The sequence below is a fragment of the Erythrobacter sp. W36 genome (genome assembly GCF_057364935.1).
Genome location: NZ_CP200281.1, coordinates 857,057 through 875,540, shown reverse-complemented (window position 1 = coordinate 875,540; position 18,484 = coordinate 857,057). Strand labels below are relative to the sequence as shown.

The following is an 18,484-nucleotide window of genomic DNA, read 5'->3' as shown; positions in this document are numbered from 1 at the left end:
GTCTCTACCTACCTCAGCGAGCTTAGCCGGACGCCGGAAGTCTGAGCTTCCATCATCAGGCGATCCTGCGCAGTTGGATCATGAGCGAGGATCTCGCCTTTGAAGATCCAGCACTTGATGCCGATGATCCCGTAAGCGGTCAGCGCTTCGGTTTCGGCATAATCGATGTTGGCGCGCAGTGTGTGCAGCGGCACACGGCCTTCACGGTACCATTCAACGCGCGCAATCTCTGCACCGCCCAAACGGCCACCACATGTGATCTTGATGCCTTCTGCGCCGAGACGCAGAGCGGACTGAACGGCGCGCTTCATCGCACGGCGGAAAGCCACACGGCGAATGAGCTGATCAGCAACGCCTTGAGCAACGAGCTTCGCGTCGATTTCCGGCTTGCGGATTTCAACGATGTTCAGCTTCACTTCGCTCGAAGTCATCGTCGCCAGCTTGGCGCGCAGCTTCTCGATGTCCGCACCCTTCTTACCGATGATAACACCGGGACGGGCAGCGTAGATCGAAACGCGGCAAAGCTTGGCTGGACGCTCGATCACCACTTTGGAAATCGCAGCTTGTGGCAGCGACTTGATGATGAACTTGCGGATCTCAATGTCTTCCTTGAGCAGGCTCGCATAGTCACGCCCTTCGGCGTACCAACGGCTGTCCCAAGTACGGTTGATCTGCAGACGCAGACCGATCGGATTACTCTTCTGACCCATCTTACGCCTCTTCCTCTTCGCGAACTACGATGCGCAGCTTGCTGAATGGCTTCAGGATGCGGGTCGATTTACCACGGCCACGAGTGTGAAACCGCTTCATGGTAATCGCTTTACCGACCGAAGCCTCAGCAACGACGAGCGCGTCGACGTCGAGATTGTGGTTGTTTTCCGCGTTAGCGATCGCCGATGCGAGAACTTTCGTCGCATCCTTGGCCATTGCCTTCTTAGAGAAGGTGAGGATGTTGAGAGCCTCTTCGACCTTCTTGCCGCGAATTTGCTGCGCCACGAGGTTCAGCTTTTGCGCGGAACCACGAATGGAGGTGCCGACGGCCAAAGCCTCGTTATCAGCGACACGGCGAGGTGATTTTGCCTTGCCCATTAGCGCTTACCCTTCTTGTCGGCAGCGTGGCCAGGGAATGTCCGCGTAGGCGAAAATTCACCAAGCTTGTGCCCGACCATTTCCTCGGAAACCGAGACCGGGATGAACTTGTGGCCATTGTAGACGTTGAACGTCAGACCGACGAATTGCGGCAAAATCGTAGAGCGACGCGACCAGGTTTTGATCGGCTTGCTGTTGTTTGCCTCTTGTGCGTCCTCCGCCTTCTTCAGAAGGCTGAGCTCGACGAAAGGACCTTTCCAGACGGAACGTGCCATCGTGTCTTACCTCTTCTTCTTGGCGTGGCGCGAACGGATAATCATCTTATCCGTCTGCTTGTTTTTGCGAGTACGTGCACCCTTGGTCGGCTTGCCCCATGGGGTAACCGGGTGACGACCGCCCGAAGTCCGGCCTTCACCACCACCGTGAGGGTGATCGACAGGGTTCTTAGCGACACCACGCGTCAGCGGCTTAATGCCCATCCAACGCCGCAGCGACCGGCCTTGCCTAGGTTTTGGTTCTGGTTGTCGGGGTTCGACACCGCACCAACTGTACCCATGCAATCGGCCCGCAGGTAACGCTGCTCACCAGAGTTGAGGCGTGCGATGACCATGCCGCGGTCACGGCCGACCAGCTGAACATAAGCACCAGCAGAGCGAGCGATTTGACCGCCCTTGCCCGGCTTCATCTCAACATTGTGGCAGATCGTACCAACCGGCATCTGACCCAGAAGCATAGCGTTGCCAGGCTTCGTATCGGTCTTCTCACCAGCTACAACCGTTGCACCAACGTCGAGACGCTGAGGGCACAGGATGTAAGCTTGCTCGCCATCTTCATATTTCAGAAGCGCGATAAAAGCTGTACGGTTCGGGTCATATTCGATCCGCTCAACGGTTGCAGGAACATCCCACTTCCGACGCTTGAAATCGATGAAGCGGTACTTTTGCTTGTGACCGCCGCCAATGCCACGCGAGGTGACATGACCTTTGTTGTTCCGGCCACCGGACTTACGCTTACCTTCCGTGAGCGACTTGACCGGCTTGCCCTTCCAGAGGCTGGTCTTGTCGACAAGGATAAGGCCGCGACGTGCGGGGCTTGTCGGTTTATAATTCTTGAGTGCCATGATCCGCCTCAGATACCGCTAGTGATATCGATCATTTCACCCTCAACGAGGGTGACGATCGCTTTTTTCACGTCGATGCGCTTGTAAGGTTTACCCTTCCAGCGCTTGGTCTTGCCCTTGGTCACGATGGTGTTAACCGAAGTGACCTTCTTGTCGTAGATCGCTTCAACCGCTTCTTTGATCTGCGGCTTAGTCGCATCAAGTGCCACCTTGAAAACCACCGCATTGTTCTCCGAAAGAAGTGTCGACTTCTCGGTGATGTGCGGGGCCAAGATCACGTCATAGTGACGGGCATCAACTTCTTGCTTTTTAGCCATTGAAGCGCGCCTCCAGCTTTTCGACCGCATCCTTGGTGAGGACCAGCGTGTCGTGGTTCAAAATGTCATAAACATTCGCGCCAGCTGCCGGCATCACATTGATACCTGGCAGGTTGCCAGCGGCTTTCTTGAAGCCGTCGTCAATGCTGTCACCGTCGATGACCAGCACTTTGCCAGCCCAACCAGCCTTTTCGAGGTGCCCTTTGAGCACCTTGGTCTTGGCTTCCTTCATCGCCAGGCTGTCGAGAACGACCAAGCCATCCTTCGCCTTGCTGGAAAGAGCCATCTTAAGGCCGAGTGCGCGAATTTTCTTGTTCAACGACTGGTTGAAGTCACGCTTGCGTGCACCGTGCGCTTTACCACCACCGATGAAGATCGGAGCAGAACGAGCACCGTGACGAGCGCCACCTGAACCCTTTTGCGCGCCGAACTTCTTACCGGTGCGAGCCACATCCGAACGCTCACGCGTTGGACGAGCGGTCGCACGGCGATTTTCCAGCTGCCAGGTCACAACCCGGTGCAGAATGTCGGCTCGCGGAGTTACGCCGAACACATCATCATTAAGAGTGATGTCGCCCGAAGCCTTCCCGTCGATTTTCTGGACTTTGACTTTCATGGTCTCAGCCCTCCTTATTTTCATCAGCTGCAGGCGCTTCGGCCTCAGCAGCAGGGGTGTCAGCAGCAGCTTCAACCGGCGCAGCTACTTCAGCAGCTGGTGCAGCGGTTTCAATAACAGCGCCTGGGAACGGAAGATCATCAGGCATTGCGAGCTTCACAGCATCGCGAACCAGCAACCAGCCATTCTTCGAACCAGGGACCGAACCCTTGATGAAGAGCAAACCACGCTCAGCGTCCGTGCGGACAACTTCGAGGTTTTGCTGGGTACGCTGACGGTCACCCATGTGACCAGCCATCTTCTTACCCTTAAACACGCGGCCCGGATCCTGACGGTTACCCGTCGAACCGTGCGAACGGTGAGAGATCGAAACACCGTGGGTGGCGCGCAAACCGCCAAAGCCCCAACGCTTCATGGCGCTAGGCAAAGCCTTTACCCTGAGTGTGACCAGTGATGTCGACCTTTTGGCCAGCCAGGAAGTGATCAGCGCTGATAGTAGCGCCAACAGGGACAAGGCCCTCTTCGCTTTCGACCCGGAATTCAGCAACCTGCTTCTTCAGCGCGACTTCCGCTTTCGCGAAATGCTCACGCTGTGGCTTGGCTACATTCTTTTGTTTCGCAGTACCTGCGCCGAGCTGGACAGCGAAATAGCCATCACGCTCTGCGGTGCGGTGCGAGACAACCTGACAATCTTCCAGTGCGAGAACGGTCACGGGAACGTGACGTCCATCGTCCTGGAACAGGCGGGTCATCCCGACTTTCTTTGCGATCACGCCAGTGCGCATCGTCAAAACTCCTAAACAGAGGCACTCAGGGCCCATCCCAAAGTGCTTGCGAACCCGCCCAAAACAGACAGATCCATTCAACCCAAATTTTATGCATCGCCCCGTCCGGGCTGAATGCTCTCGCAGCCACATGGCCGGTTGAGCGAGACGGGGGACGCAGACCCGGCTTAGTCCGAAGACAATACCGGCGGTATCCCTATGTCTTGCTGGCATTTTCCGTTTCGGGAGAATGCTAGCGGGGCCATAAGTGCCCCGAAACTCTCGGTCAGTTTATGATGGTCCGTACCGAAGACCTCGCCCCACTAACGCAGGGCAGTAGATTAAGCGAGCTTAATCTCAACATTCACGCCAGCAGCCAGATCAAGCTTCATCAAAGCGTCGACTGTCTGAGCGTTAGGCTGCACGATATCGAGCAACCGCTTGAAGGTGCGCACCTCGAACTGCTCGCGCGACTTTTTGTCGATGTGCGGGCCGCGGTTCACGGTGAACTTCTCAATGCGCGTTGGCATAGGAATGGGGCCACGAATAAGAGCACCCGTACGACGTGCTGTTTCAGCGATTTCGCCAGTTGCCTGGTCGAGAACGCGGTGGTCGAACGCCTTAAGGCGAATACGGATATTCTGAGCTTCCATTACCTGTACCAATGCGAAAGAGCCAAAGAGGTTTTTACGCCTCTCAAAAAAGAAAAAGGCCCGCCCCGCTTATCTCCGGATTTCCCGGAACGGGCGGCCTTATAAAATTGCGTTGCCGCGAACGAATCCTCGGCCTGTGGAGGCGCGTATACGGAGAGACCCGCCCTGTGGCAACCCCTGAATTGCGGTCATAAAAAACCGCCTCTCAAAAGCATGCATTTGGGCGCGCCAGACGCGCAACTCACCTCACATAAAAAGGGCCCGGCTCTCGCATAGAGAACCGGGCCACTCTTTATCGCTGCGCCCCGTGATAGGCGCGAAACGCTTACTTGGTGATCTTAGCAACCACGCCCGAACCAACGGTACGGCCGCCTTCGCGGATCGCGAAGCGAAGACCTTGGTCCATAGCGATCGGAGCGATCAGCTTAACGTTGATCGTCACGTCATCGCCCGGCATTACCATCTCGGTGCCCTCTGGGAGGATCACTTCGCCGGTCACGTCGGTGGTGCGGAAGTAGAACTGTGGACGGTAGTTCGCGAAGAATGGCGTGTGACGGCCACCCTCGTCCTTCGAAAGAACGTATACGTTCGCTTCGAATTCAGTGTGCGGGCTAACCGAACCAGGCTTACAAAGAACCTGACCACGCTCAACTTCTTCACGGCCAACGCCGCGGATCAGTGCGCCGATGTTGTCGCCAGCTTCGCCCGAGTCGAGCAGCTTGCGGAACATTTCAACGCCGGTGACGGTTGTCTTGGCGGTGTCTTTGATGCCGACGATTTCAACTTCGTCACCAACATTGACCTTACCGGTTTCAACACGGCCGGTCACAACAGTACCGCGACCAGAGATCGAGAACACGTCCTCGATTGGCATCAGGAAGTCCTGATCCACTGGACGGTCTGGCTGTGGGATGTGCTCATCAACAGACGCCATCAGAGCCTTGATCGACTCAGCGCCGATTGCTTCGTCACGGCCTTCGAGAGCAGCAAGAGCTGAACCCTTGGTGATTGCGATGTTGTCGCCGTCAAAGCCATACTCGCTGAGCAGTTCACGAACTTCCATTTCAACGAGTTCGAGAATTTCCTCGTCGTCGACCTGGTCAACCTTGTTCATGTAAACAACCAGAGCCGGAACACCAACCTGACGCGCAAGCAGGATGTGCTCGCGAGTTTGTGGCATTGGGCCGTCAGCTGCGTTCACAACTAGGATCGCGCCGTCCATTTGCGCCGCGCCAGTGATCATGTTCTTAACATAGTCAGCGTGGCCTGGGCAGTCGACGTGTGCGTAGTGACGTGCTTCGGTTTCGTATTCAACGTGAGCGGTCGAGATCGTGATCCCGCGCTCGCGCTCTTCCGGAGCCTTATCGATGTTTGCAAAGTCAACGGCTTCACCGCCTGATTGTTCAGCCATCACTTTGGTGATCGCTGCAGTCAGAGTGGTTTTACCATGGTCAACGTGACCAATGGTGCCGATGTTGCAGTGCGGCTTGTTCCGCTCGAATTTTTCCTTCGCCATGTCTCGTATAAACCTTCTATCTAAATTGAATTCCTACGGGGAAAAGGCGCGCCCGCTGAATCAGGCGCAGCCCCTAGCCCCTGCGATCAGCTTAAGCAAGCTTCTCTTTGACTTCCTGTGCAACACTCGCCGGCACTTCGTCATAGTGACTGAACTGCATGGAGTATTGCGCACGGCCCTGGCTGAATGAGCGAAGCTCGTTCACGTAACCGAACATGTTTGCGAGCGGAACCATTGCTTCGACAGCTTGGGCATTGCCCCGGCTGTCTGTGCCTTGGATCTGACCGCGGCGGCTGTTGAGATCACCGATGACATCGCCCAGATAATCTTCCGGGGTCACCACTTCAACCTTCATCACCGGCTCAAGCAGCTTGATGCCGCCACGCTCTGCTGCTTCGCGCATTGCGCCCTTGCCGCAGATTTCGAACGCCACGGTGGACGAGTCGACGTCGTGGAACGCACCATCTGTAAGGTGGATGGTGAAGTCGATGATTGGGAAGCCAATGAGGTAACCACTGTCGGCTTGCTCACGGATGCCCTTCTCAAGTGACGGGATGTATTCCTTAGGAATATTACCGCCCTTAATGCTGTCCTCGAACACGATGCCTTGGCCGCGCTCACCCGGAGTGAAGGTCGCCTTGGCACGAGCAAACTGCCCGGTACCACCCGATTGCTTCTTGTGGGTGTAATCAACAGCGATTTCGCGGCCCAGCGATTCACGGTAAGCCACCTGCGGCGCACCAACATTCGCTTCGACCTTGAACTCACGCTTCATACGATCAACGAGAATGTCGAGGTGAAGCTCGCCCATGCCCTTGATGATCGTCTGACCGCTTTCGTGGTCAGTCGTAACGCGGAAGCTTGGATCTTCAGCAGCCAAGCGATTGAGCGCAACGCCCATCTTCTCTTGGTCAGCCTTGGTCTTCGGCTCCACAGACAGTTCGATAACCGGATCCGGGAATTCCATCCGCTCAAGAATGATCGGATGGGCTGGATCGCACAGCGTATCACCAGTGGTGGTCGCCTTCATGCTTAGCCAATGCGACGATATCGCCCGCGAATGCCTCTTCGATGTCCTTACGATCATTGGAGTGCATTTCGAGGATACGGCCGATCTTTTCCTTCTTGCCCTTCACAGAGTTCAAGACGGTGCCCTTGGCCAGTTCACCGGAATAGATGCGGGTAAAGGTAAGCGAGCCAACGAATGGATCGTTCATGACCTTAAATGCGAGCGCCGCGAACGGCACGGCATCGTCGGATGCACGCGTATCTTCTTCGTCGGAATCAGGCTTAACACCCTTAATCGCTTCCACGTCGAGCGGACTCGGCATGTAGTCGACAACCGCGTCAAGCAAAGGCTGAACGCCCTTGTTCTTAAACGCAGACCCACAAAGCACAGGAACGAAGCTCTGGTTGAGCGTACCCTTACGGATCAGACCTTTCAGCGTAACCGCGTCAGGCTCGGTGCCTTCGAGATACGCTTCCATCACGTCGTCATCTTGCTCAACAGCAAGCTCGATCAGCTTCTCACGGTATTCAGCCGCTTCATCGGCCATGTCTGCTGGGATCTCGCCATAGACATATTCCGCGCCCAGATCTTCGTTCTTCCAAGTGATCGAACGCTGGTTCACCAGGTCAACCAGACCCGTCAGATCGGCTTCGATACCGATTGGCAGATAGAGCACTGCCGGTGTCGCACCGAGGCGCTCGATAATCGAGTTCACGCAGTATTTAAAGTCAGCGCCGGTGCGGTCCAATTTATTAATGAAGCACATTCTTGGAACTTTATACTTATCGGCCTGGCGCCATACGGTTTCGGACTGAGGCTCCACCCCAGCGACGCCGTCGAAGCAGGCAACCGCGCCATCGAGCACGCGCAGCGAACGTTCAACTTCAATCGTGAAGTCAACGTGGCCCGGCGTATCGATGATGTTGATCCGGTGCTCAGGTGTCTTGCGCAGCTCTTTCGGGTCGCCCATTGGATCCATCGTCGGATCTTCCGGGTTCCAGAAACAGGTCGTCGCAGCGGACGTAATCGTGATGCCGCGCTCTTGTTCTTGCTCCATCCAGTCCATGGTCGCAGCGCCATCATGCACTTCGCCAATCTTGTAGGACTTTCCGGTGTAATACAGGATGCGTTCGGTCGTAGTCGTCTTACCAGCATCGATGTGAGCCATGATGCCGATATTGCGATAGCGCTCCAGCGGATACTCGCGGGCCATATCAGTTTCTCCATTGCCCTATCTGGGCGTGATCCCCAACGAAGGCTGGGGTCTTGTTCAAATCTGCACGAGACTCCCGCCAAAGCGGGAGCTCACACATGTCTTACCAGCGATAGTGCGAGAACGCGCGGTTGGCATCAGCCATCCGGTGCGTATCTTCACGCTTCTTCACCGCATTGCCGCGGTTGTTGGCCGCATCCATCAGCTCGCCAGAAAGGCGCGCGCTCATGGTGGTTTCCGGACGACCGCGAGCAGCCGAGATCATCCAACGCAGCGCCAATGCCTGAGCGCGCTCTGGGCGCACTTCGACAGGAACCTGGTACGTCGCACCACCAACACGGCGGCTGCGCACTTCGACCTGCGGCTTGATGTTGTTGATCGCATCATGGAAAACCTGAAGCGGATCAGTCTTGGCCTTCGCCTCAACCGTATCAAGCGCTGAATAAACAATGCCTTCTGCGGTGGACTTCTTACCGTCCAGCATCAGGTTGTTCATGAACTTCGACAGAACCTGATCACCAAACTTGGGATCCGGCAAGATAACCCGCTTTTCGGGCCTACGACGACGTGACATTGCACTTCTTCCTTATCTCGAAGCCCCCTTCCCTGATCCGTCATCCTGAACTCGTTTCAGGATAACCCTTCAGGTCATACGAGGGCTTACATTCCTCTAGGCTTTGCGCTGGCGGAGCCGGTTATCCCGAAACAAGTTCGGGATGACGGCACATGCCAACATCGCCGTGATTACTTCGGACGCTTCGCGCCGTACTTCGAACGGCTCTGCTTGCGGTCCTTGACCCCTTGTGTGTCGAGCACGCCGCGCAGGACGTGGTAACGCACACCGGGAAGATCGCGCACACGGCCGCCACGGATCAGCACAACGCTGTGTTCCTGGAGGTTGTGGCCTTCGCCCGGAATGTAGGAGATGACTTCGCGCTGGTTCGTCAGGCGCACCTTGGCAACCTTACGCAGAGCGGAGTTCGGCTTCTTTGGCGTCGTTGTATAAACGCGTGTGCAAACGCCGCGCTTTTGCGGGTTTGCTTCCATCGCAGGGACCTTGGACTTGGCCTTCTGCGGAACGCGGCCCTTGCGGACCAGCTGGTTAATCGTAGGCATTGAATACCTTCACCTTTTATTCTGATCCGGCGGGATTACCGGATCAGGACGCCCCTTCCGGGCGCGGAACCGGTTCCCACTTCCGCATGAAGGGGCTCGGTCCTGGCCGCTGAGGCAGGCGCTTGGCTGATCGGGTGAAGTGAGTGTTCGCGCAGCAGCCAGAGGGCCGTTCGTCCTGAGCCTGCCCGAGGGCAAAAGGCCCTCGCCGACAAGCGAGCACATGCGCAAACTGAAACACTCCACCCGGTAACAAAGCACCGGGTTACTTTGACGGCCGCCCCAACCCTCCTGAAAACCGTCATCCTGAACTCGCTTCAGGATAACAAACGTCGGAAGAGCAAATAGAAAAGGCCTAGCTCAAGCGAGCGAGGCCTCCGGGACTTAACCGGCAATGTTCAGCTCTATTTGGCCGGGGTGTGCACGCAGCACGCCTCGGATGAGCGCGCCTTTAGCGGGGGGTGGCGCGGGGGTCAAGGGGATCGAGCGAGAACCTCACCGCTAGGAAACGAGCGCTTATCGTTTTTGTACATGATAATATAGCCCGGCAAAGCAGTTGCGTCACAAACATATTCAAGAGATCCCGCACCGAAGTCCGACCAGAGAAACTGGTTAGACAAGTGCAATCAATGTCGTGATGTGGCTTTCTACTCCGACCACCCGAATTCTGATATCGGAGTGTATACGACAAAAGCGACTTCAATCGAGCAAGAACACTTGCAGCGGACTCGCCTTCTTCGACTTCAAATTCAAACTCGTAGTCGATGTCTATTGGAAACAAAGCATCAAAATTAGATTCTTTGACCTTGGTAGTATCACGCTCTTTTCCGGGGTCATTTGACCCAAAACCACTTCCGTTCCAAGCCAACTCTTTGACACCACCATAATGTCGAATCAAATCACCTTCTAAGTCCATGGCAGTAAAAACAAAAACGCGTACCGCCTTGTAGCTCACTCTCTCTGGAGCGAGATTATGTCGATGCATCATTTTTGAAGCATGGCGGCTCAGACGAGACTTAAGACCTGCGTCACCGTCTGTTTTACCAATGTAAACAAGCTCATCATCAAGGTACAGTTGATATACACCCTGCCCGTCAGGAATGTTTACTACCGATGCAACCGTGAGTTCGGCAGCCCTCGTTCGATCAAAGACTTCAACGAGCTCAGACAAAAGTGCGTGTGGTAAATCAAACTCAAACTCCACATAACCAGTGACCGTATCAACTTCGGCTTTTTGCTCAGAGTGTTCTGTCATCAAGCTGCAATGGCAAAATCCTTGGATTTTTGCGAGATTAAATTATTCATCCAAGAACCAACCATCTCCGCCACTTCTACTGGCACTGCATTGCCTAACTGACGCATTGATTCGGTCCAGCTACTAGAGAATTGAAAGTCGTCCGGAAGGCCTTGCAATCGAGCACACTCACGAATTGTGAAGTATCGCACTTCGTTATTATCTTTAACCATCATGTTCTCACCACCAGGAACACCATGATCACCAGCCTTTAAGGCTTTTGCAGGCTGATCCAGTGGACTTCCGGTGTGCCCCGGATAAACCTTTGCACCACCCTGAAAACGATGGTTATTCTTCTCATCCGGATCACCAAGACCAAACAACCGATCCCTAACCGTAACCCACCTTTTTTCACGTGGTTCAATCATCGTCTTACGCAAACGCCTTACGATCGATGCATCCGATTTCGGGAAGCCATCTAAGTCTTGCTCCAATTCGTGCTGCTCCCAATACTCCCCTGTGATCCACTGATCCCATACGAGTCGATCTCTAGAATGGCTGGGCAAGGGAAACTGCAGTTCCCTATCGCCACCGCCTCTCAGACCTAAAATCAAAACGCGATTGCGCTTTTGCGCAGCACCATAATCAGCTGCATTTAGCAATTGCACTCGAATTCCATAGCTTAGCCCCCTTGCCGGCTTGGCGAGGTTACTCACGATTGACTGCAAGTAGTCTTTGAAACGGGGCCGAGCTAAACCTCGAACGTTCTCAAAAATGAAGGCCTTAGGCTCAACTTCCGCCACAGCACGAAAAACCGTAGGCCACATATCTCTTTTGTCCGCAGCCCCTGCAGCCTTACCGCCTATGCTAAAAGGTTGGCACGGGGGACCACCTGCGACCAAATCAAGGCCATGAAACCTTCGCCAATCAATATTCCGAACATCTTCATGGATCACAGGCCAATGCTGCACATGCGCAATTCCACGCTCCCTGTTGTACTTCATTGTAGCAACGGCAGAATCGTTGAACTCAATCAGTGCCTTATGCTTAAAGCCAGCGCGCGACAGACCCAGCGCCAAACCACCGCAACCTGAAAATAGCTCTACACTTTTTGACATTTGAAGGCCTAAAACTCCGAATTGTGACCAGTCAACGCTAGAGAATGATTTCAGTACTGTGAAGCGTTTTGTTCACTTTATGTCCAAAACGGTGGCAGTTATCCCAAACCGAAAACTCGGCTCCTTTTGGCACGGCCCCATCGACATTGCGCCTAGCCTCTTGGTGCCACCCACCAATCTCGCGCCTCGACGCCTGAGTTATTTGTTTACGCGCTGGCGCTGCGCGCCGCCTACGCCTGCGGCTCCGACTCCAAACGCCGGGCGGCGGACATCCGTCCGCCTTGGCTCTCCTCGCATAAGCTCGGGCGGCCGGTCGGCCTTACGGTCCGCTGGTCGCGGACCGAACCATTCCCGGCCACGTAGCGTTTTCCTACTTGGCTGTTTTTTGCTTTGGTCCCTCAAACGCCGGGCGCGACGCATCCGCGTCGCTTGGCTTTCGGCCTAACCGGCCGAGCGGGCATGCGCCCTTGCGGGCCTGCGGCCCGTGCTCCGCGACCAGGCCGACGGCTTGGAATGGTTCGGCGCCGCAGGCGTCGCAAGGGGCTTGCCTCCGCCCGCAGCGATGCGATTTTTGATCGCGTGAGCGAGGAAATCGCGCGCCGGATGGCGTGCGGAACACAAAAAATACCATTTTCCTACTCGTCATTGCGAGCGTAGCGAAGCAATCCATACCCGAAGCTATCTGGATTGCCGCGGAGCCTGCGGCTCCTCGCAATGACGAAAAAAACAGAACTTACCAACAAACGCGCCATCCCTCGCCAGGGCACCTCTGCCGTTGCCTTCGAAGCCGCTCCGCCTGCGCCGGACGACCCTCTCCTCGGCTTCACCCCGGTCCCGCACAAGCAGCTGCGCCGCAATTCCATCACCCCTGAACTGCAACGCGAATTCATCGCTCATCTTGCGGCGACCGGCATCGTTTCCTCCGCTGCGCGGCACATCGGCAAATCACTTGAAGCACTCTACAAACTGCGCGCGCGGCCCGGCGCGGAAAGTTTCCGTGCGGCGTGGGATGCTGCGATTGACCGCGGGGTTTCCCGGCTGGAGGCGACCGCCCTCACCCGCGCTATCACCGGCGAGGAGCGGATGGTCGTCTCCTCCGGCAGGGTGCTGGGCACCGAGACACGCCATAACGAGGCGCTGGTGATGTTCTTCCTGCGGGGTCGCTTACCGCAGCGCTATGGATCGGGGGGACCGCGCCCCGGCCATCCGGCCTACGAGGCGCTCAAGGCCGAACTGCGCGCCGAATGGGAGCAGGAGCAATACGAAGAGCGCCACAGCGAGGCAAACCGCGCGGCGAACCTGCAATTCTTCACCGACCTGCGCGAGCGGTGGAAGAAGGAATGGGAATTGGAGAGAAAGAGGGATATTGGGAGATAGCTGGCTTGGATTGTTTGTTTACGCCCTCAGGCGCCGGGCGGCGGACATCCGTCCGCCTTGGCTTTCCTCGGCCCTAGCGGGCCGGCGGGCGTGCGCCCTTGCGGGCCTACGGCCCGTGCTCCGCGACCAAGCCGATGGCTTGGAATGGTTCGACGCCGCAGGCGTCGCAAGGGGCTTGCCCCCGCCCGCAGCGACGCGATCTTTGATCGCATGAGCGAGGATATCGCAGCACGGATGTGCTGCGGAACACAAACAAACCAAATTTTCTACAAAAATTTGGTGCCCCTGGCCCGACTCGAACGGGCACTCCGTTAGGAACTCGATTTTGAGTCGAGCGCGTCTACCAATTCCACCACAGGGGCACGCCTATCGTGAGGGCCGCGCTTTAAACCGGGTTGCGCTGAAAAAACAACTCACAATTGCACCGCGCGCGCACAAATTTGCCAAATCGCGCCTCGCGGCGTAGCTTTCAGCAAAACATAACAGGTCGTTTGTGGTCCGAATTATCGGAAATGGAGGGAACCTGTTATGATGCGCGCTATTGCACTGACCGCTGCGAGCCTGTCGCTCGCGCTCACCGCTCAAGCCAGCCCTGCTGAGGCTCAGTTAAGGGTCCTCAAACCCGCTGAGACCGGGGTGATCGTCACCGATATTCAAACGGTCAACACCGCGCGAATGACGACATTCGACCCGGCGGTGCACGGTTTCAATTTCGGCAACCGTTTTCGCAACAATTTCATTTCTGAATTCGACATTCGCACCGGCGGCCTGTGCGGCGGCATGGTCTGGAGCGCGCTCGATTATTGGCGCGCGGGCAAGCAAATCCCGCAGCAGACCTATCTGCCGACCGAAGGCTCCGTTCTGCAAAGCTATATCTATGGTCGGCAGGTCAATTCGATTGAGCGCAACCTCGACCGCTGGGGCGAGCTCACCATCAATCCTGGCGGCGAGCGCAACAATGAATATTGGCGCTGGGGGATGGAGGGCAAACCCGGCGGGCAGCTCGATGTGCTGAAACGCAGCATCGATGCCGGGCGTCCCGTCCCGCTCGGCTTGCTCGGTTGCGACGAGGACTGCAATGGTCACCACCAGGTGCTCGCAATTGGCTATGATGCAGGCCGCTATAGAGGCGATCTTGGCCGCTATCAGACGGACCTGCGGATATTCCTGTATGATCCGAACCAGCCCGGCAAAAAGGTGGTGATGCGCACCAACCCGACAACGCGCAAATTCTATTTCGAAGATGATCCGGACACCAATTGGCGCTCTTACTTTGTCGACACCAAATGGAGCCGCAAGGCCCCGCCGACAATAAGCGCGCTTGAGCGGGAATTGCTGATCACCTTTGAGACGGGCGAGGATGATCTGCGCGGCGGAAACGACAATATTCACGTCTATCTGAAACGCCGCGGCGGGTCGGAAATCCCGCTGTACAATGTGAACAAGGGTAAGCGTTGGATCACCAATTCCACCCAGACGGTGGCGGTCTCTCTGCCCCAAACGACCAGCTATGATCAGCTGACCGGCATTCGAGTGCAGCACCGGGGCCAAAAATGGACCGACAATGACCGCCGCAGCGCGGACAATTGGGATTTGCGCCGGATCCTGGTTCGCACCGGTGATGCGGACGGCAAGAAGCGCCTGTTCTCCCGTTCTGGATCGCCGCTGCACCGGTTCGATACGTTGAAACGCGACGTAAGCTGGAACTTCGCAGCGAGCACGGCAAGGAATGAACTGATCGTCACTTTCCTGACCGGTCGTGATGATCTGCGAGGCGGCAATGACAATGCCGACCTGTTCATCATGCTGCGCGACGGGCGCAGGCTACCCTTCCGCAATGTCAATGAGAGCCGCAAATGGGAAAATGGCGCCACCATCACGCGCTATCTAGAGCTTCCCAGTGGTATCACGCACAGCGACATTACCGGAGCGCAGATCGTCACCCGATTTGGCGGCGGCATGGGCGGCGACAATTGGAATTTGCAGAGCTTGAGGATCAAAACCCGCGAAGGAGGAACCGAGCGCCAACTGTTCTACGATAGCGGCGAGCCATTGTTCCGCTTCAAAGGTGAACGCAGCGCCCGCAGCAAAACCTGGCGGTTCTAATCGCTCACTGGTCTTAAGGCCGCGCGTTCCAATCGGCGCGCGCGGCCTCAATTCTACTTCAGTGAATTCGCCAGCAGCTTGTGCAGCTTGGAATGCAGGCCATTGTTCGCGGCCAGCACTTGCTGGGAATGAATCGGATTTGAGCGACCGCGAAAATCGCTGACGAAGCCGCCCGCTTCGCGGATCAGCAAGCATCCTGCCGCCGTATCCCAATCATTGAGCCCGCTTTCCCAGAAGCCATCAAAGCGCCCCTGCGCCACATAAGCCAAGTCCAGCGATGCGGCGCCAAAGCGGCGGATCCCTGCGACCTCTGGGCCGATGGCGCCGAAAATCCGGCTCCATTCGGCAAAGTCGCCGTGGCCCGCAAACGGAATACCGGTCGCGATCAAGGCATCGCTCATCTGTGAACGGCCCGAGACGCGCAAACGCGCATCCTGCAGCCACGCCCCGCGGGTTTTCTCCGCCCAATAGGTGTGATCTTCGATCGGGTGATAAATCACCGCCGCCGTCACATCGCCCCAGGCATTGCCCTTTGCATCCGGACCGCCCAGGCGCGGTTCCTGCACCGCAATCGAAATCGCAAAATGCGGAATGCCGTGGAGGAAATTGCTGGTCCCATCCAAGGGATCAATAATCCAGCGCGGCATATCGGGATCGCCCTCGATAATGCCCGCCTCTTCCAGCACAAAGCCCCAACCGGGCCGCGCCTTCAGCAGCTCGTCATACAGCGTCCGCTCGGCGCGCATATCGGCCTTGCTGACGAAGTCCGCCGGGCCTTTGCGGCTCACCTGAAGGTGCTCCACCTCACCAAAATCACGGCGCAAACGCCCGCCCGCTTTACGCGCGGCGCGCTCCATCACGCGGATTAGACCTGAAAACATCGACATGAGAAGTTAGCCCGCTTTCCCGACATAGGTCTGTTCGTAGACATCCACGATGATGCGTGTGCCAGCGCCAATATGCGGCGGCACCATGATGCGCACGCCATTATCGAGCACGGCAGGCTTGTAACTGGACGAGGCGGTCTGCCCCTTCACCACAGCATCGGCCTCAACAATCTCGGCCTCAATCTGGTTCGGCAGCTGAACCGAGATCGGTTTTTCTTCCCACAGTTCCAGCTGCACTTCCATCCCGTCTTGCAGGAACGGGCGCGCATCACCCAGCAGATCGGACGGCAGCATGATCTGCTCGTAATTCTTCTGGTCCATAAAGACGAGCATATCACCGTCTTCATAGAGGAATTGATAGTCAGACGTATCCAGACGAACCTTCTCAACCGTGTCGGCGCTGCGGAAGCGGACGTTGGTTTTGCGACCGTCCTGCAGGTTCTTCATTTCCACCTGCATATAGGCCCCGCCTTTGCCAGGCTGGGTGTGCTGGATCTTGGCAACTTTCCAGATGCCTTTTTCATACTCGATGATATTGCCGGGACGGATATCGACGCCGCTGATCTTCATGGGGCTTGTGGCCTTCTTGTCGGAAATAATGGGTACGCGCCCGATGATCGGGCAACCTTGCGGCTGCGCGCATAGCCGAGGCTTCAGGCGAGGTAAAGCTGGGCATGATTATGGCAAACACATGGTAAACGCGGTGGTGCGCCCATTTGCCGCATGATAACGGGGCCAAATGAAAATGCGCTATGTCATAGGATTAACGGCTTTTGCAGCGGCGATCGCGGCCGTGACCCCGCATGCACGCAGCCAAAATCCCGGCGCAGGCGCAGGCTCTGGAATAGGCCAGGCAAGCGGCGATGGCAGCATGCTGTCGACCATGCCGCAGGGCAATTATCAATGCGCCCTACCCGGCGATGCCACCGGCGCGGCCTATGATGTGATCGAAGATGCCGGCTTCCGCCTGGGCGCAGCCTCCAGCTACAGCAGCGAACAAGGCGGCGGCGTATACCTGCTAAAGGGCCGCGTCCTGACCTTTACCCGAGGCGCGAAAAAAGGCGAACGCTATCGCCGTATCGGCACGAACCAACTTCAAAAACTGGACGCAAACGGCCGTTTAACAAAGGTTCTTTGCACGCGAACCGGAGCGCAGAGATTTAGCCGAGATTAGGTTGCGGCGGTGGTGGAAGACGCCACGTCTATTTTCCAAAGTCTGAATTAAGTTGGCGCGATTTGGAGTGCCAGTGTCCGCTTCTGGGGGTGGAAGCGGACATTAGGCCATTCCGAGAATAGGCCAATTAGCTTGAGTTTTGACCGAAAGGCTCGTGAAATTTCGGTATCGAAAATGCTGAGGATGTCTAACGGCCGATCATGGCTCATGGGACTTGCATCGTTCCAACCCGTTGAGAATCCGATAGGTGTCTCCACCGTTCGATCCGTACAGTGATTTGATATCAAGTTTGCTATTCCGGCCTGAGGTTTTCGATAACCTGAGCGTCCACCCAGAAAATATTGGCAGTGTTTGCGCTGCCGCCTTCCACCCAATTGACCGTGCGGAAGAAGAAGTATTTTCCCTCTGGAGTAACGCTACCATGAGAGTCGTTATAGGGGGTGTTTATCTCTTCCCCCATATTGATTGCAGGGCCCCAAGATCCGTCAATTTGGCGAAAACTGACATAGAGATCTGAACCTCCATATCCACCGTCCCGTTCGCTATCCCAAATGATGTAACTTTCATCAGAGGCGATGAAAGGATGCGCGGTGAATATTCCTGAGTTGACTTCCTCACCAAATGCTTCTGGTTCTTGACGCTCACCATCAATCAAGCGCGAATATCGAATGGTGCCGATATCGGTTCGTTCGTCAAAAACATAGGTGCCCGCAGCAGAGGCCGAAAGGCGCATGATGGGGAATTGTTCAAACATCGGGCCGAGGCTTTGCGCTTCCGACCATCCAACAGGTGTGCGCTCTCTGAATGTGCCCCCCAGATACATCGTGTTGCCATCCGCCGATATTGTGAATGCACCTACGCGGGGTCCGCGATCGGATTGTCTCCACTCGCCATTTACATAGGTAAAGACATACTCGTTGGTGGGGCTACCGTCTACCTGCCTAGCGAAGTAGAATTCTCTCATATCCGGTGCAAAGACACCGCCAATTTCAAAATTGTCAGTTGAGACAATTTCAGGTGCAAAACGTTCAGGCGTTAAACCGGGGGGTGTCTGTCCGAGATAAGGTTTGTCGACATCGGAAATTGCGCCTTCGGTTTCGCTATTTGATTGGCCTGAGCAGCCCATAACGAATAAGGTGAGACCCAGTGCAAGGGTTTGTGAAAGATATTGCATTTGA

17 protein-coding genes, 1 tRNA gene and 3 pseudogenes are annotated in these 18,484 nt (G+C 56.2%); 3 read left to right on the top strand and 18 right to left on the bottom strand.

Annotated elements, in window-relative coordinates; all coding sequences use genetic code 11:
• Nucleotides 1-8 precede the first annotated feature (8 nt).
• From rpsC to AC0V6U_RS04265, 14 genes and pseudogenes are all read right to left on the bottom strand, one after another.
• Entirely contained in the window at nucleotides 9-710 is a 702-nt protein-coding gene (gene rpsC, locus AC0V6U_RS04330) for a 30S ribosomal protein S3 (RefSeq protein ID WP_472644969.1), read from the bottom strand.
• A gap of 1 nt (nucleotide 711) precedes the next feature.
• Entirely contained in the window at nucleotides 712-1,089 is a 378-nt protein-coding gene (gene rplV, locus AC0V6U_RS04325) for a 50S ribosomal protein L22 (protein ID WP_472644968.1), read from the bottom strand.
• A complete protein-coding gene (gene rpsS / locus AC0V6U_RS04320) occupies nucleotides 1,089-1,364 on the bottom strand; it encodes a 30S ribosomal protein S19 (RefSeq protein WP_472644967.1) in 276 nt (91 codons plus the stop codon). Before rpsS ends, rplV begins: the two co-directional genes overlap by 1 nt.
• Nucleotides 1,365-1,370: 6 nt before the next feature.
• Nucleotides 1,371-2,209: pseudogene (gene rplB, locus AC0V6U_RS04315) on the bottom strand (50S ribosomal protein L2).
• An 8-nt stretch (nucleotides 2,210-2,217) separates the two neighbouring features.
• On the bottom strand, nucleotides 2,218-2,526 hold the full coding sequence (locus AC0V6U_RS04310; RefSeq protein ID WP_472638998.1) for a 50S ribosomal protein L23: 309 nt from the start codon (nucleotides 2,524-2,526) through the stop codon (nucleotides 2,218-2,220).
• A complete protein-coding gene (gene rplD, locus AC0V6U_RS04305; RefSeq protein ID WP_472638999.1) occupies nucleotides 2,519-3,142 on the bottom strand; it encodes a 50S ribosomal protein L4 in 624 nt (207 codons plus the stop codon). Before rplD ends, AC0V6U_RS04310 begins: the two co-directional genes overlap by 8 nt.
• A gap of 4 nt (nucleotides 3,143-3,146) precedes the next feature.
• Nucleotides 3,147-3,927 (bottom strand): annotated as a pseudogene (gene rplC, locus AC0V6U_RS04300) (50S ribosomal protein L3).
• Between the two features lie 320 nt (nucleotides 3,928-4,247).
• Complete coding sequence (rpsJ, locus tag AC0V6U_RS04295; protein WP_086436159.1) at nucleotides 4,248-4,559, bottom strand: 30S ribosomal protein S10; 312 nt, start codon at nucleotides 4,557-4,559, stop codon at nucleotides 4,248-4,250.
• A 325-nt stretch (nucleotides 4,560-4,884) separates the two neighbouring features.
• Nucleotides 4,885-6,075, bottom strand: coding sequence for an elongation factor Tu (tuf, locus tag AC0V6U_RS04290; RefSeq protein ID WP_472644966.1), 1,191 nt, complete (start codon nucleotides 6,073-6,075; stop codon nucleotides 4,885-4,887).
• Nucleotides 6,076-6,166: 91 nt separating this feature from the next.
• Nucleotides 6,167-8,297 (bottom strand): annotated as a pseudogene (fusA, locus tag AC0V6U_RS04285) (elongation factor G).
• 103 nt (nucleotides 8,298-8,400) lie between these two features.
• Nucleotides 8,401-8,871, bottom strand: a complete 471-nt coding sequence (gene rpsG / locus AC0V6U_RS04280) for a 30S ribosomal protein S7 (protein WP_472639005.1) — start codon at nucleotides 8,869-8,871, stop codon at nucleotides 8,401-8,403.
• A gap of 170 nt (nucleotides 8,872-9,041) precedes the next feature.
• Nucleotides 9,042-9,413 (bottom strand): 30S ribosomal protein S12, encoded by a 372-nt coding sequence (rpsL, locus tag AC0V6U_RS04275; RefSeq protein WP_115366484.1) that lies wholly within the window; start codon nucleotides 9,411-9,413, stop codon nucleotides 9,042-9,044.
• 448 nt (nucleotides 9,414-9,861) lie between these two features.
• On the bottom strand, nucleotides 9,862-10,665 hold the full coding sequence (locus AC0V6U_RS04270; protein WP_472644965.1) for a GIY-YIG nuclease family protein: 804 nt from the start codon (nucleotides 10,663-10,665) through the stop codon (nucleotides 9,862-9,864).
• Nucleotides 10,665-11,762, bottom strand: coding sequence for a DNA cytosine methyltransferase (locus AC0V6U_RS04265; protein ID WP_472644964.1), 1,098 nt, complete (start codon nucleotides 11,760-11,762; stop codon nucleotides 10,665-10,667). The genes AC0V6U_RS04270 and AC0V6U_RS04265 overlap by 1 nt, the downstream gene beginning before the upstream one ends.
• Before the next feature lie 687 nt (nucleotides 11,763-12,449).
• On the opposite strand from AC0V6U_RS04265, the gene AC0V6U_RS04260 reads away from it, so the two are divergent.
• Complete coding sequence (locus AC0V6U_RS04260; protein WP_486169382.1) at nucleotides 12,450-13,139, top strand: hypothetical protein; 690 nt, start codon at nucleotides 12,450-12,452, stop codon at nucleotides 13,137-13,139.
• A gap of 277 nt (nucleotides 13,140-13,416) precedes the next feature.
• Here the strand turns inward: AC0V6U_RS04260 and AC0V6U_RS04255 are convergent.
• Nucleotides 13,417-13,501: transfer RNA gene (locus tag AC0V6U_RS04255), tRNA-Leu, on the bottom strand.
• 166 nt (nucleotides 13,502-13,667) lie between these two features.
• Between AC0V6U_RS04255 and AC0V6U_RS04250 the strand changes: the two genes are divergently transcribed.
• Nucleotides 13,668-15,245 (top strand): cysteine peptidase family C39 domain-containing protein, encoded by a 1,578-nt coding sequence (locus AC0V6U_RS04250; RefSeq protein ID WP_472644962.1) that lies wholly within the window; start codon nucleotides 13,668-13,670, stop codon nucleotides 15,243-15,245.
• A 53-nt stretch (nucleotides 15,246-15,298) separates the two neighbouring features.
• Here AC0V6U_RS04250 and AC0V6U_RS04245 read toward each other — a convergent pair whose 3' ends face one another.
• Together AC0V6U_RS04245 and efp are read right to left on the bottom strand one after the other, a co-directional pair.
• Nucleotides 15,299-16,132, bottom strand: coding sequence for an inositol monophosphatase family protein (locus tag AC0V6U_RS04245; RefSeq protein WP_472644961.1), 834 nt, complete (start codon nucleotides 16,130-16,132; stop codon nucleotides 15,299-15,301).
• A gap of 6 nt (nucleotides 16,133-16,138) precedes the next feature.
• Nucleotides 16,139-16,702, bottom strand: a complete 564-nt coding sequence (gene efp, locus AC0V6U_RS04240; protein WP_472644960.1) for an elongation factor P — start codon at nucleotides 16,700-16,702, stop codon at nucleotides 16,139-16,141.
• A 169-nt stretch (nucleotides 16,703-16,871) separates the two neighbouring features.
• Between efp and AC0V6U_RS04235 the strand changes: the two genes are divergently transcribed.
• Nucleotides 16,872-17,306, top strand: coding sequence for an elongation factor P (locus AC0V6U_RS04235; protein WP_486169381.1), 435 nt, complete (start codon nucleotides 16,872-16,874; stop codon nucleotides 17,304-17,306).
• A gap of 292 nt (nucleotides 17,307-17,598) precedes the next feature.
• Here the strand turns inward: AC0V6U_RS04235 and AC0V6U_RS04230 are convergent, their stop codons facing one another.
• Nucleotides 17,599-18,480, bottom strand: coding sequence for a hypothetical protein (locus AC0V6U_RS04230; RefSeq protein ID WP_472644958.1), 882 nt, complete (start codon nucleotides 18,478-18,480; stop codon nucleotides 17,599-17,601).
• Nucleotides 18,481-18,484 lie beyond the last annotated feature (4 nt).

Excerpts from the sequence above, each read along its gene's own strand:
- rpsC (WP_472644969.1), bottom strand. The coding sequence starts at position 710 with ATGGGTCAGAAGAGTAATCCGATCGGTCTGCGTCTGCAGATCAACCGT.
- rplV (WP_472644968.1), bottom strand. The coding sequence starts at position 1,089 with ATGGGCAAGGCAAAATCACCTCGCCGTGTCGCTGATAACGAGGCTTTG.
- rpsS (WP_472644967.1), bottom strand. The coding sequence starts at position 1,364 with ATGGCACGTTCCGTCTGGAAAGGTCCTTTCGTCGAGCTCAGCCTTCTG.
- AC0V6U_RS04310 (WP_472638998.1), bottom strand. The coding sequence starts at position 2,526 with ATGGCTAAAAAGCAAGAAGTTGATGCCCGTCACTATGACGTGATCTTG.
- rplD (WP_472638999.1), bottom strand. The coding sequence starts at position 3,142 with ATGAAAGTCAAAGTCCAGAAAATCGACGGGAAGGCTTCGGGCGACATC.
- rpsJ (WP_086436159.1), bottom strand. The coding sequence starts at position 4,559 with ATGGAAGCTCAGAATATCCGTATTCGCCTTAAGGCGTTCGACCACCGC.
- tuf (WP_472644966.1), bottom strand. The coding sequence starts at position 6,075 with ATGGCGAAGGAAAAATTCGAGCGGAACAAGCCGCACTGCAACATCGGC.
- rpsG (WP_472639005.1), bottom strand. The coding sequence starts at position 8,871 with ATGTCACGTCGTCGTAGGCCCGAAAAGCGGGTTATCTTGCCGGATCCC.
- rpsL (WP_115366484.1), bottom strand. The coding sequence starts at position 9,413 with ATGCCTACGATTAACCAGCTGGTCCGCAAGGGCCGCGTTCCGCAGAAG.
- AC0V6U_RS04270 (WP_472644965.1), bottom strand. The coding sequence starts at position 10,665 with ATGACAGAACACTCTGAGCAAAAAGCCGAAGTTGATACGGTCACTGGT.
- AC0V6U_RS04265 (WP_472644964.1), bottom strand. The coding sequence starts at position 11,762 with ATGTCAAAAAGTGTAGAGCTATTTTCAGGTTGCGGTGGTTTGGCGCTG.
- AC0V6U_RS04250 (WP_472644962.1), top strand. The coding sequence starts at position 13,668 with ATGATGCGCGCTATTGCACTGACCGCTGCGAGCCTGTCGCTCGCGCTC.
- AC0V6U_RS04245 (WP_472644961.1), bottom strand. The coding sequence starts at position 16,132 with ATGTCGATGTTTTCAGGTCTAATCCGCGTGATGGAGCGCGCCGCGCGT.
- efp (WP_472644960.1), bottom strand. The coding sequence starts at position 16,702 with ATGAAGATCAGCGGCGTCGATATCCGTCCCGGCAATATCATCGAGTAT.
- AC0V6U_RS04235 (WP_486169381.1), top strand. The coding sequence starts at position 16,872 with ATGAAAATGCGCTATGTCATAGGATTAACGGCTTTTGCAGCGGCGATC.
- AC0V6U_RS04230 (WP_472644958.1), bottom strand. The coding sequence starts at position 18,480 with ATGCAATATCTTTCACAAACCCTTGCACTGGGTCTCACCTTATTCGTT.